This window comes from Pseudomonas sp. BN607 (genome assembly GCF_029871175.1).
Classification (GTDB): Bacteria; Pseudomonadota; Gammaproteobacteria; order Pseudomonadales; family Pseudomonadaceae; genus Aquipseudomonas.
In genome coordinates, this window is the sequence record NZ_SSOE01000030.1 from 87,765 (window position 1) to 101,178 (window position 13,414).

Annotated in this window: 11 protein-coding genes; 5 read left to right on the forward strand and 6 right to left on the reverse strand. The window is 55.0% G+C overall.

All coding sequences use genetic code 11. The features are described from left to right. Nucleotide 1: 1 nt before the first annotated feature. Nucleotides 2-1,288 (forward strand): FAD-dependent oxidoreductase, encoded by a 1,287-nt coding sequence (locus tag E8E68_RS08040; RefSeq protein WP_280340540.1) that lies wholly within the window; start codon nucleotides 2-4, stop codon nucleotides 1,286-1,288. Between the two features lie 26 nt (nucleotides 1,289-1,314). Next, complete coding sequence (locus tag E8E68_RS08045; RefSeq protein ID WP_280340542.1) at nucleotides 1,315-1,638, forward strand: 2Fe-2S iron-sulfur cluster-binding protein; 324 nt, start codon at nucleotides 1,315-1,317, stop codon at nucleotides 1,636-1,638. 39 nt (nucleotides 1,639-1,677) lie between these two features. Here the strand turns inward: E8E68_RS08045 and E8E68_RS08050 are convergent, their stop codons facing one another. From E8E68_RS08050 to E8E68_RS08075, 6 genes are all read right to left on the reverse strand, one after another. After that, nucleotides 1,678-2,328, reverse strand: a complete 651-nt coding sequence (locus E8E68_RS08050; RefSeq protein ID WP_159266426.1) for a TetR/AcrR family transcriptional regulator — start codon at nucleotides 2,326-2,328, stop codon at nucleotides 1,678-1,680. A 133-nt stretch (nucleotides 2,329-2,461) separates the two neighbouring features. After that, a complete protein-coding gene (locus tag E8E68_RS08055; RefSeq protein WP_280340544.1) occupies nucleotides 2,462-3,634 on the reverse strand; it encodes a flavin reductase in 1,173 nt (390 codons plus the stop codon). 99 nt (nucleotides 3,635-3,733) lie between these two features. Further along, on the reverse strand, nucleotides 3,734-6,169 hold the full coding sequence (locus E8E68_RS08060; protein ID WP_280340546.1) for an MMPL family transporter: 2,436 nt from the start codon (nucleotides 6,167-6,169) through the stop codon (nucleotides 3,734-3,736). 28 nt (nucleotides 6,170-6,197) lie between these two features. After that, entirely contained in the window at nucleotides 6,198-7,340 is a 1,143-nt protein-coding gene (locus E8E68_RS08065) for a YCF48-related protein (RefSeq protein WP_280340548.1), read from the reverse strand. A gap of 98 nt (nucleotides 7,341-7,438) precedes the next feature. Further along, entirely contained in the window at nucleotides 7,439-8,842 is a 1,404-nt protein-coding gene (locus tag E8E68_RS08070; RefSeq protein ID WP_280340550.1) for a DUF1329 domain-containing protein, read from the reverse strand. A gap of 38 nt (nucleotides 8,843-8,880) precedes the next feature. Next, nucleotides 8,881-10,566: a DUF1302 family protein gene (locus tag E8E68_RS08075; RefSeq protein WP_280340552.1), complete on the reverse strand. Its 1,686-nt coding sequence runs from the start codon at nucleotides 10,564-10,566 to the stop codon at nucleotides 8,881-8,883. Between the two features lie 281 nt (nucleotides 10,567-10,847). On the opposite strand from E8E68_RS08075, the gene E8E68_RS08080 reads away from it, so the two are divergent. From E8E68_RS08080 to E8E68_RS08090, 3 genes are read left to right on the forward strand one after another with little or no spacing between them, the layout of a single operon-like run. After that, nucleotides 10,848-11,354: a nuclear transport factor 2 family protein gene (locus E8E68_RS08080; protein ID WP_159266432.1), complete on the forward strand. Its 507-nt coding sequence runs from the start codon at nucleotides 10,848-10,850 to the stop codon at nucleotides 11,352-11,354. 19 nt (nucleotides 11,355-11,373) lie between these two features. Further along, nucleotides 11,374-12,537, forward strand: a complete 1,164-nt coding sequence (ribB, locus tag E8E68_RS08085; protein WP_280340554.1) for a 3,4-dihydroxy-2-butanone-4-phosphate synthase — start codon at nucleotides 11,374-11,376, stop codon at nucleotides 12,535-12,537. Next, the gene (locus tag E8E68_RS08090; RefSeq protein WP_280340556.1) at nucleotides 12,527-13,399 is read left to right on the forward strand and encodes an alpha/beta hydrolase; all 873 of its coding nucleotides are present in this window, start codon (nucleotides 12,527-12,529) and stop codon (nucleotides 13,397-13,399) included. The genes ribB and E8E68_RS08090 overlap by 11 nt, the downstream gene beginning before the upstream one ends. The last annotated feature ends 15 nt before the right edge of the window (nucleotides 13,400-13,414 follow it).

A 13,414-nucleotide genomic window follows, 5' to 3' on the forward strand; every position in this document is an offset into this window, starting at 1 on the left:
GATGGAAAGCAATAGCCCAGAGCGTCCCATCGAACAATTGCTGGTGATCGGTACCGGGTGTGCCGGCGTAGAAACAGCACTGGCTGCGCGCAGCGAGGGGTGGCAGGGAGGTATCACTCTCATCGGTGATGAACACGACTTACCCTATCATCGGCCACCGCTCTCCAAAGGCTACCTCGCCGGCACGACCTCGCGAGACGCGCTCAGCCAGCGAACGCTCGCCACCTTCGAAAACGCTGATATCCACCTGTATCTGGGGGTGAGGATAACAGCAATCGATCGCTGCGCTCGTAGCGTCAGCCTGACCGACGGAACCTGCTTACCCTACGACCGCCTCGTACTCGCTACGGGCGGAAAGCCTCGCACGCTAGGGGGGCTCGATCACCAACGCATAGCTAACCTGCATTACCTTCGAACAACTGAACATGCCGATCGCTTGCGAAGCGCTTTAATGCCAGGCCATCGATTGATAGTCATCGGTGGTGGGTACATCGGTTTGGAGGTCGCTGCCACCGCCATCAAAGCCGGATTGGAAGTGACAATACTCGAGTCCGCACCGCGCGTATTGGCCAGAGTCACGGCTCCAGTGCTCTCGCAGTTTTACGAGGATGTCCATCGTGGGCACGGCGTGAACATTCGCACAAGCGAGCAAATCACCCATTTTGAACTAGACGAAACCTCCATGGCGATTCGAGCGATTCATTGTCTGGACGGCACCCGTCTGCCCGCAGACCTGGTGGTCATTGGTATCGGCCTTGAGCCCAATATCGAGTTGGCCGCCACTGCTGGGTTGGAAGTTCAGGATGGCATTGTCGTCAACACTACTATGCAGACTGCGGATGCACGCATTTACGCAGCCGGCGATTGTGCCCGAAGCGTCAGTACGCTTTATGAGCGTAGTGTGCGAGTAGAGTCTGTTCCGAATGCCCTGGAACAAGCGCGAAAAATTGCTGCTCTGCTCAATGGCAAAATTCCCCGTCCAGATGGGCCGCCTTGGTTCTGGTCGGATCAATATGATCTTAGCCTCAAGATGGTTGGATTATCCGCTGGCTATGACCAGCTGGTTATTCGCGGTTCGGTGGTGGACAGGTCCTTTTGCGCTTTTTATTTACAGAATGAGCGCATTCTGGCTGTGGATACAGTAAACCGAGCAGTGGAATTCAACTTGAGCAAACGATTGATTGCCCTGCAGACACCGGTAGATCCCGTACAGCTGGCTGATGACGCCGTACCCTTCAAAGACCTCGTCAACCGATACCTTGCTTCCATCACACCAACCCAACCGTAACAACAATAACAAAGCGGAGTTAAGAGATGCCCAAAGCCACGTTTGTTCTGCCGGACAATTCCGTGCAGGAAATGGAAGTACCGATTGGCACCAGCTTGATGCAGATTGCCGTATCACAAGGTATGCATGAAATTGTCGGTGACTGTGGTGGCAGTGCCAGTTGCGCAACGTGTCATGTGTATGTCGAGGGCAGCTGGCTTGGCAAATTGACGCCCATGACTGACAACGAAAACCAAATGCTGGAATGTACATCTGCTCCTCGACAAGCCAACAGCCGGTTAAGCTGCCAAATCATCATGAGTACAGCATTGGACGGTATCGAGGTGAGGGTTGCCGAAAGCCAGTGGTGACTCCTGCCTGCAGGGGGCTGCCAGCAGAGCCCCCTTCTCTCATCGCTGCTCGAACCCGTCGAAGAATATCTTGCAGAAAGCTTGCGCCACTGCTTCAGCGCTCTTGCCAGTACCCGGTTTGTACCAGCGATGTGACCAGTTGAACATACCAAACAGAGCATTGGCGGCCAACCCAGGAGAAATATCGCTGCGGAATAGGCCGTCCTCAATACCCTTCTTGAATAACGTAATGACAACTTTCTCGAAGCGCTGAGTCTGGCGCACCATTTCCTGCGCCCATACTGACTCCTGCTCGGCGACTGCGTGCATTTCCTCCTGAATGTAGAGGTACATATACGGGTAGTTTTCATCGTAGGAACGCATCAACAACGTCACCAGTTGCTCGAGCTTTTCCTTGGGGTTGAGTGAGCGCATGCGCATAAGCCGCTCAGCCTCCGTGGTGTTTGCATCAAGGACGCCCTTGATTGCTTCACGGAAAAACTCTTCTTTGTTGTCGACGTAGTAATAGATACTCGCACGATCCATCCCGGCGGCAGCGGCGATCTCGTTGAGCGTGGTTGCTTGATAACCTTTTTCCTTGAACAATACCGCCGCGACCCGGATGAGTTCATCGCGCTTATTTTTATATTCTATGCCCCCTTCTGCCTGGGCAGCTTTACGGCGTCGGGCTATGTTGCTTTTTTGAATCATCGGTCTAGGGGTCCACGTCTGAGATATGGAGTCAATCGATTACTATACGCGTAAGGTCACCCCAATGTAACCATCAGGGCGACCGTCTTGCTTCTGTTGCAGAAAGTGGCCACGACCGGCGCCCGGTAGCTGCTCAACGCGTGAGTTGCGCCCCCTCACTCAGGCAATCGGCGATGTGCTGCAGTTCGTCGATGTATGGTGTGACGCCGACGCCGCTCTCCGGCGCAGGGAAGTCATACAAAGTAAGGACATACTCGACCTGGCCACTCGAGGCGAATACCGGCACCGAAATCTGCCTGACGTCTTTGTGCACGTCAGGGGTAAACTCCAGCGGATCGTAGGTCAAGTCATGCACCAAGGTGCGAACATCCTGATTGTTGGCGGGGTCCTGCGCTCGCTGGTTCAAGGCCGAAGTGAATGCCCGCTGCGCATCGCTGATCATGCCCAGCGAATATCCCCGCTCGCGGATGATCGCCAGTGCGGCCCTGCATTCATCAAGTCGCTCAGGATGACCGGTGTCTCGCAGCCATTGTGTAACGACCGGCTCACTGCTCCAAGCAGCGAAGATGGATCCCGTCGGCGGCATAAACGGCAAGCGTTGACCAACCAAGGTCGGAATCACGCCTGTCCGAGGTCGGCCAGCACTTGCAGCAATGATTAGCTCATCATCCACTCGCACCGTTGCGACACAGCGAGCATTGATTCGCTCGCACAGTCGTTCCATGTCAGCCCGGGCGCGATCAATACTCCGAAGAGGGCCGGCAATGGTACCGAGTGGATCAGGTGCCACCATCGAAAGCGGCGAGAAACGCCCATAGCCTCCTTGAAAGAACAACAGAGGCAGCCCCGCTGACTCGATCTTCAACTCCTTCACCCTGCCAATGACGATGTAGTGATCCCCCGCCTCGTGCACACAGTCGATATCGCAGTCGATCCAGGCGACGCATTGCTCGATGATCGGGGAGCCATTGGCTGACAGTCGGTATTCCAGGCCCTCGAACTTGTCTTCGGTTTTTGCCGCAAACCGCCTGCACACCGGTTCTTGTTCCGCAGCGAGGATATTCACGCAAAATTTTCCAGACTCTTCAATGCGCGGCCAACTGCTAGAGCTTTTATCCGGCAGGAACGCTACCAGTGGCGGATTCAACGAAACGGAGGTGAACGACCCAACTGCCATGCCGGTGGGTTTACCTCCTGCTTGTTGGGCGGTCACCACACACACACCCGTTGGATACTGGCCAAGCACTTGGCGAAACCATTTCGCATCATCAGGCCGAAATTGATGGAGTTCTTGAGCTTCTGCCATTTTTGATCTCCTTAGCCGAGAACCACCGACGCATTAATACGCCGCTGCCGGCACTCACTGGTTACGAAAATATTGTTCTCAGCCACTCATCGCCCGCAATCAAATGGGCTCCGCCGTGGTCTGTGCTGACTTTTTTTTTGTCTCGACCGCCACTGGAGGTACGGCCTCACTGGAGGGTTTTAACAAGAAGGTGGCCAAGCTCGGCACCAGGATCAAGGCACCTACCATGTTCCACAGGAACATGAAGGCCAGGAGCACACCCATGTCCGCTTGGAACTTGATCGGCGACCACAGCCAGGTGAACACCGCTGCTGCCAACGTGATACCAATCAGCGCTACCACTTTCCCGGTAAATACCAGTGCCTGAAGGTAGGCATCGCGCACTGTCTTACCCGACCGTGCCTGCGCCAGGTAGACCGTCAACAAGTAGAGTGAGTAGTCGATGCCGATCCCAACACCGAGCGCGATCACCGGCAAGGTGGCAACTTTGACGCCGATGCCGAGAATGACCATCAAGGCTTCCGCCAACACCGATGTCACCGCCAGTGGAATGACCGCTACCAGCACGGCTCGCCAACTGCGGAACGTGATGTAGCACAGTACAATTACGGCCGCGTATACGAGCGCAAGCATCTGATAATTGGCTTTCTCGACGGTGCTATTGGTTGCCGCTTCTATGCCTGCACTACCGGCCGCGAGCAAGAACTGACGATCAGGACCATTGTGCGTTTCGGCAAAAGCCTCCACCGTCGCGACCACGCGACTCAGCGTTTCGGCTTTGTGGTCGGTAAGAAACGCGATGATCGGTGCTACGGTGCGTGTATCGTTGATAAGCTCTGGCACTGCAGTGAAGACATTGTTTATCGTGTCAGAAACCACAAACGTGTCGCGGTTGATCGTTATCCATTTCGGTGATCCCTCGTAACCGGCCGACGTCAGCATCCGGCCTACGCTGGCCGCCGATGACGTCGTTTGTACCCCTGGCACATCCCGCAGTAGTTCTTCCAATCGATCCATCTCAAGGAGCGTTTCGAAGCTGACCAGGCCACCCGGAGGCGTTTTGACAATCACTGCAAATTGATCGCTCGACAATTCGAACTCACTGGTGATGTAGGCATTACTTCGGTTGTACTCAGAATCAGCCCGCAACTCCGGGGCACCTGGGTCGAGGTCACCGATCTTCAACCCCTGAGCCACCACCAACCCTGCAAGCGTCACGGCCAGAGTCACCAGTAACACGAGTTTAGCTTTGCGTGGCTCGGTGAATTGGGCAAACCACAACGGCAACGGATGCTCGCCTGCGCTCATTCTCAACGCCCGCTGTGCAGCACTGGGGCTGACGCCGGTATAGGAAAGAAGCACCGGTAACAGCAATAGATTGCTGAAGATGAGTACTGCAACTCCGATACTGGCCTGGAAGGCCAAATCGCGTATCGCAGGAATGTCGACGATGGCGAGCACGGCAAACCCCACCGCATCGGCCAGCAACGCAGTCAAACCAGCGATAAACAGGCGACGGAATGTATAACGGGCTGCAACGTACCGGTGGATCCCCTTCCCTACATCCTGCATGATCCCGTTCATTTTCTGCGCGCCATGGGACACACCAATCGCGAAGATCAAAAACGGTACCAATACCGAGAACGGATCGAGCACATATCCCATCAGATGCATCAAGCCTAACTGCCAAGTCACCGCCACCAGCGAGCAGGCGATGACCAATAGTGTGCTTCTGACGCAGCGGGTGTAGGCGTAGATTATGAGTGAAACCAAACCGGCAGCGATGGCAAAGTAACTGAAGACTTTGATCAAGCCATGGATCAAGTCGCCCGCTAGCTTGGCGAAACCAATCACATGGATGTTCACGCCCTTGGCGGAGTATTCCTGCTTGATGGCGTCCAGTTGCTCGCCCAGTGATCGATAGTCAAGCGCCACTCCGCTCGCCCCGTCACGCTCAAGCAACGGCAGAAAGAGCATACTCGAATGCTGGTCATTGGCGACCAATGAGCCAATGATGCCGGCGCGATGAACGTTATCCCGCAAGGCGTTGAGGGCTTCGGGGCTGCCGTCGAATGTTTCAGGCATGACCGGACCACCATCGAATCCTTGCTCAGTGATTTCAGTCCAGCGTACGACAGGCATCCACAACGACTTCATGAACGACCGGTCAACGCCTGGTAACAGAAATAACCTGTCATTAATCTCTTTGAGCATTTCGAGGTAGTGAGGATCGTAGATATCGCCTTTAGGGTTCTCTACCACCACCCTCAGCGCATTACCCAGGCCACGCAGGGCCTCTGCATTGGCCTCGTAGTTTTGTATGAATGGATGGGAGATGGGCATCATTTTCTTGAAGCTGGCGTTAACCTCCAGTTGCCAGGCCTGGATGAAGAGGAAAACCGTGGTAAGTGCGCACAGCACAACCAACGCGATCCGGTGGTTGAAAACCAACCGCTCCAGAAAGGATCCAGAACGGCCATCAAATTCTTCAACCCGCGGAACAACTGGCATTGCATCAATTTTTGAAATATCCATGGGTGGGTCCGTGATCTGGCGTAAGACATTAACGGGATGACAGGGACGGCAAAGGCTCCAGTCCGATCCCGCGCAAGCCGGCTACCACCACTTGGTTACCTGGTAGCGGAGCTACAGCGGTAAGCCTCATGGCTTTTCGGGCGCTGGCTACCCGCACCTGAGTTGCGCCGGGGTCCGCAAGTAGCAACTGCCCGGCCGCATTGACCATGACGAACCCTCCCCCATTGGCTAACGCTGCCCCCGAGGCGATCGTAGACGTGGCGGGCAGCACCCCAGCCGACCACGTTTCTCCATGGTCGGTGCTGCGGAAAAACTTGCCACGCAACCCAAACGCCACCAGCACTTCGTCGTTACCGAGCACGGAGAAAAAGCTGCCTTCATAGCCGGTCCGAATGCTTCTAAATTGCCGTGTGTCGCGATCCAGTTTGAAAACATGGCCCTGTTCGCCAACGATTAGCAGTTCTGCACCGACGCCATAGATCCCGTTGAGGTTAAGTCCCTCGGGGTTCTCGATACGCTCGTACCAAGGCAGCCAGTGCTTGCCACCATCCGTGGTAGCAACGATCGAACCGAACGAGCCAACGGCATAACCGACCGACTCGTTTTCAAACCACACGCTCAGATACGGCAGTGATGGGCCGGAGCGGAAGTTGATCTTCAGGCCCTCCACTATCGCTTGCGCTCGCGAGTCGCCTTGATCAGCACGGGCCTGATAGAACGGTACGAACTGGTGCTCGGCAGCGCGGCCGTCGAGTTGCAGGATCCAAGTTTCGCCACCATCCTGACTGTGCAAAATGGTGCCGTCATGCCCTACGGCCCACCCTTTATTGGCCGTAGGAAACATGACCGCAAGCAAGTCACTCTGCACCGGCACCCGCGCCTGACGCCAATGCAGACCATTGTCATCGGAAACGATGACCAAACCGCGCATCCCCACCGCGATCAGCTTTTGACCTGCAGTGGTCACCGCCATCAATGGGCGATCCTGCAAGTGTGTTTGTGATTTCGCCGAGTGATCCAGGGGGTCCTCGAAGGCGACGCTGTTCGAAGGCATTTGCTCCACGGCGAATAAAACGCCTGGCATTAAGCACATCGCAGCGATGAGCAGGCGGGCTGTTATTGCCTTGTTTTTTTGCCGAAGAAAATCACGCGGCACGTTGTATCTGTTCATTTGCGGGTACCTGTATTGGGCCAACTGCCAGCGTCCGCCGGCGCGTGCCGACGGCGTTGGCCACTCTCAGCCAAAACACTGCTGAGCCTTACGCGTGTTCAGCGAACACTGCCCGCTGCCACTGCACTGGGCGTGGTTGGAATACGCAGCCCTTCTGACCCTGGGTAATTCTTCACAATCGAATCTTCATCGCCGCCCCACATGTTCACGGCAAAGTAATTACCTTTGATCAGGTCGTTGAAAATCCAGCCCACGTTGTTAGTGCCGCCCACGTTGTAGGCAGGGAATGTTTGCATGTTGCCCACCCGCCAGAGGTTACCGCCATCGTCATAAGACTCTGAGGCAACAATGCACCATGAATCTTCATCAATATAAAAGCGGCGTTTCTTGTACGCATGGCGCGCGCCAGCTTTACGATCGGCTTCGACGACCCATACCCGATGCTTTTCCCAACGCAACGCATCGGGATTGACATGCTGTTTACCTAACTGCCCCCGCAGCGGTACGTTATTGGTTATGGTGAACACGTTATAAGGCACGATCATTTCTTTTTTTCCGACCAACTTGAAGTCAAAGCGATCGGTTCGCCCCGTGAACCCCCACAACTCATCCCACGTCAGTACACCGCCATAAGCTGCAATTGGAATGTCGTACGCAAATTCGGGCGCTTTACGAACGCGGCGTTGACCTGGTGTATAAAACCAGACCTCCTGCTGCCCTGATGGCAAGTAGTAGTTAAGAAACACTGTCCCTGCCGCGGAAGGTGGCGTGGTCAGTCGCGCGGAGAAACCGGTGGTGGCGTTGAATGTTTCTCCGCGCAATTTGTTATTTGCGTCATACCAAGGACGAAGGTGATACTGATTGGTTTTCGGTAGATCAGTAATACCACCATTTGGGTCAACCAGGAATGCCGAACTCAAATGATGCATGACGGCTGGAGCGTACGACTGCTTATGATTCCAGATGACTTCGTAGCCATTCTTTGGAATTGGGAAGGGAACCCCAGCAAAGGGCAGCCCATCGGGAGCAGCGCCTTTCATGCCATCCCCCATTACTGGGCCGGTCAATTCGACCGTGGTAGCATTTTTAACGGTGTTTTCCTGGATAGCATCGGGGTAACGGACGCTGCGGTGAGTGGGATAGACATCGAGGCGATAGCTTGGAAATTTTCTAAGCATCGCCTTGTTGCCTTCCGTCACCATGTCTTCGTACTTCGACAAGTTCTTTGCGTCGATTGAGTACAGAGGCTTCTCATTGGCGTAAGGATTTGGATAGGTCTTGTTTTTTTCTACGTCGTAGCCCGCGGGCGCCTGCAAGCCACCGGTATAGGCCGGAATTGAGCCGTCTGCATTTCCTGCCATTTCCGAGCCGAACCGCGTAAGGGTAGTGCCAAGCGCTTTCGCCTCGGCCTCGGATACCGCCGCCTGAGAAGCATTCGATACGCCAAGGCAGAAAATTGCACACGCCAACGACCTAGGAGGCAATGACCAGTTATTCAACATTCTCGTATACCTATATTTGTTGTTAGAACGAGGCTTTGTTAGAACGAAGTTTTATACGTCAAAGAGACCCAACCCTTATCATTCAAGTTATACGGGCCGTTACCACCGGCATAGCTTTTTCCCGCAGGTGTAGCATCCGCTACAGACTCAAGGTGATCCCAGTAATAGTCCTGATAAGCCAGGGTTAGTGACTGCGTCTGGCGATAGTCTGCACGAATACCAATTGAGTAAACCAACGAATCCTGTGCGTAGAAAGAGCCCGCAGCGTAAGCCGGATTTCCCGCTACACCGTAAGTGACCGAAATCGGCGCGCTGAGATCGATCGAAGGAAAGACTTGTAGCCATTGAGGCGAGAACAAGACGGCAACCGCAACAGCGCTGTTGGTGGCACAGCCCTGCTTGACCCCACCGCCATTACAAGCCGAATACCCCCGCCCCATGTAGTATTGCTTGTTCTCGGTGACCTTATCCAAGTGGGTATAAGTCATCTCGGCCAGTAACACGCCTGTGTCATAGACCGGTGATGTGCCCAATTGTACGAAGGCATTGGCGATGAAGTTAGTAATATCGCCACGCGCACCTTCCCGGTAAGGAAGCGCTAACCCATCCGGGCGAGTAAATGCGCTGGCCAGTGCGGTGTTGGTTCGGTGGTTGAGTTCAAAACCCAGGCTGGTATTACCAATGGTTTTCTCGTAAGAAAAGCCGTAAAGGTTGACGTTTCGTGCGTAGGAAAGGTGTACATTGCCTCCGCCTTGAGGGTTAAATTCCGCCAAGGCCCAAGGCTGGGTCTCGTCAAGCTTACGAAAGTAGAATCCCATATTACCGCCAGCCCACTCTGGCGACCAATCGACCTTCACGCCAAAGTTATTACTGATGTCCTTGGGCTCATAAGCCTTACCTGCCGAGAAACCCGGGCCGAACAAAAAGCTGGCATTGTCAGGGCCTTCGTACAACATGTCAGCAGGCGCCAGATACGTTCCTCCTTCCGGAAATCGGTTGGCTGCGTATTCAAAGAAGTACTGCGCACTGACCGATAACTGCGGGCTGAGTTCTGCGGTGACCAGAGCCTGGGCACGTGGTAGGAACAGCTCTTTGACTTCAGAACCTGGCTGGGAGAAACCCTTGATGAAGTCAGTGGGGTGCTGGCCGTAGGAGATGCTCGAAAATCCAAAAAACAGAGCATTGCCCCACTGCTGGGTCAGACGACCAAGCTTGGCATAGACAGGCACCTCACCCACGTCAAAATTACTGAAGACAAACGCATCAAGAAGCTCAGCCCCGCGCATGTGATATTTCTTGGTCCGGGACGAGTAACGATTGTTGTCGTAAGCGGTCGTGTAGGCAGGGTTGGGATTGGTCTCGGCATGATCGTCATAAGCAAAGTCCTTCCACACGGACCCCGAAAGCCTCATCCCCATCCGGTTCTGATAGACAGTCTGAAACTCCACCAAGGCCTGAAGTCGATTGGTGACCATGTCACCTGTGTCGAACTTGTATTCGCCCTGGGCAGTCGATAGCGCGTTTCCGATGTTGTGGTCTCGGCCGTCGACGCGCCAACCCATGTTGTAGGTCAGGGATGTATCCAAATTGGTGGTCCAATCCGAGCCCGTGTCAAAGGTGTACGCCTGGACCGAACCCTGAAACACCAGTGAAGAAACTGCCATGGTCACAGCGGCAGCTAATGTATTGCGATTTTCAAACGTGCAGCGCTTTCTTATTTTCATTATTCGCTCCCAAGGATTGCAAGGCACATCCAGCACGAGGCCGAGAGCCCTCCTCGACAACCACAAAGGCCTGCAATGACAGCATTAGGCCTTAAGATCGACGAGACCAATCAACGCTCGAGTTGATCCTAGGCACCAGCCTTCTGAGCTGTCAACTGATTTGTTGAAAGCTATCATCCTGTATCCATACGTGGAATTTCCCCAGCTGAACGCCAGTCAACTTATGCGTTGACTAACGATGCTACCCTGCTCATACTCCAGAAAAAACAAGAGATCTCACCATGTCCGACCTTGAGCTGCGCATACAACGCCTTGAAAGCAAGGCGGCCCTTCAGGACCTCATCGCACGATATTTCGTCGCCTCTGACGATGACGACTTCGCAACACTGGCCACCCTGTTCAGTGAAACCGCCACTTTTCACGCACACGGCCAATCCCCTCTGCTGGGCCCGGAGCGGATTGTCGGGTTCATTCGCGAAGCGCGCACCCACATGGGACTCACCATCCATACGCCGAACTGGACGCTTTTCGAATTCCAGAATGAGGATCACGCCACCGGAAAGGTCGGCGCACATCTGGAATTGGCGATGGGAGGGCGCAGCTTGTTTGGTGCCGCTCGCTACCTCGATACCTACGTCCGTGAAAACGGTATCTGGCGCTTCTCGAGCCGCCGTTTCCAAGTGATTCACATTGGGACTTGGGAAGACGTTGGCACATCGCTCACCGAATCGCGCTGCGTACGTTGGCCGGGTGGCGAGCCCCATGGCAGCGAACACCAGTTGAAGTAGAAACCGCCAGGAGTTTCTTATGCCTCTGAGTACATCTAGCGAAATCATCGCCGACATTCGTGCCGGAAGGATGGTGGTGCTGCTTGACGATGAAGACCGCGAAAACGAAGGGGATATCGTGATGGCGGCCGCTTGCGTCACTGACGCAGATATTAACTTCATGGCCCGCTACGGCAGAGGTTTGATCTGCATGCCGCTGAGCCAGAAAAAGAGTCAGCAGCTCGGTCTCGCCCCCATGGTCCGCCACAACCGCTCTGGCCATGGCACTCAGTTTACTAACTCGATTGAAGCGGCCAGCGGAGTTACTACGGGTATCTCCGCTGCAGACCGGGCGCGGACGGTACAGGTCGCTGCCGCGATTGGGGCGACAGCTCGGGATATTGTCCAACCAGGCCATATCTTCCCGTTGATCGCCGAACCTGGTGGCGTACTAGTCCGTGCTGGCCATACTGAAGCCGCATGCGACCTGGCCCGCCTAGCCGGTTTTGAAGAGTCAGCCGTCATTTGTGAAATCATGAACGACGATGGCGAAATGGCGCGCCGCCCTGAACTTGAAGTCTTTGCTGACCGCCATGGTCTAAAAATCGGGACGATCGCTGACCTCATCCATTTTCGAGTGGTCAATGAAAGCACGATTGAGCATGTAAACCAGCAAAAGGTCACCACCGATTTCGGTGAGTTCACGCTGCACAGTTATCGCGACACGATCAATGGCAACGTTCATTTCGCCATGACCATGGGCAATCTGTCTACGCAAGTACCGACCCTCGCTCGGGTCCAGCAGTCCTTGTGCGCCCGCGATTCATTGAGCATTCAGGTACCAGGCAGCAGCGGCTGGAATATTCATCGATGCCTGGAGTTCATTGCCGGAGCAGGCAGTGGAGCATTGGTCGTACTGGCTGCGGACGAATCGGCCGATGAAGTGCTCGCAAGCCTTGAGTCGGTAGGCAGCGATGTACCGCATGCCCGGCAACGTAATATTCCCAACCACCGCAGCTCGCTCATGATCGGTGTCGGTTCGCAGATTCTGCGTTCGCTAGGGCTCGGCAAATTGCGCCTGATGGGTAGCCCTATCAAGTATCACGCCATCTCAGGATTCGACCTGCACGTGGTGGACTACGTTAGCCCACAAGGGCATTCAACGCCGTACCCAGTAGAGGGAGAAATGCGCTATGGAAGCTGATGCCACCCCTCATGGTTTGCGCACCCAGTATTTCGCCGGTTCGCAAAATCTGAGGCTGACAGCCGATGTGGGCGGGCCCATCAATGGCACTCCTGTGATGCTCCTCCACGGCGGCGGTCAGACTCGCCACTCCTGGCGTTCAGCCGCTACTGCCTTAATGGCACGCGGCTACCGAGTGATATGCCCAGATTGTCGAGGACACGGGGACAGCGAACGCTCGCCCACAGGTGACTACTCAACGGATTCGTTGATAGCAGACCTCAAGCAAATTATTTCCACTCTATCGCGCCCTCCTGTTCTGGTAGGTGCCTCTTTAGGGGGTTCCACCGCGCTGCTGATGACAGGTGAAAGTGACTCACCGATTGCTGAAGCGTTGGTGCTTGTGGACATCGTCCCTCGCATGTCGCCATCAGGGATCCAGCACATTCGCAGTTTCATGCAAAACACCCTCGCAGGCTTTGACTCCCTGGAAGAAGCAGCCGAAGCAGTTTCACGGTTCATCCCGAACAGGCCGAAACCAAGCTCCTTTGAAGGCCTAGCTCGAAATCTGAACCGAGCTACAGATGGACGACTGTATTGGCACTGGGATCCGCGTTTTTTGCAAGACGACAGTCGCTCGCCCAACCCCCAGTTTGCCCAACGTATGGAGTCAGCCGCGCGCAAAGTCAAGGTTCCAACCTTACTGGTTCGTGGTCGGGAGAGCGAAGTTGTAAGCCTCGCTCAGGCACAGGCACTGCTTGACCTGATTCCTCACGCTGACCTGACCAACGTCAGCGGCGCCGGACATATGGTCGCCGGTGACCGTAACGATGCATTCAATAACGCTGTCCTGCGATTCATATCCCAAGCACTGTCGCAGTGACCCGATCAGGCAAGC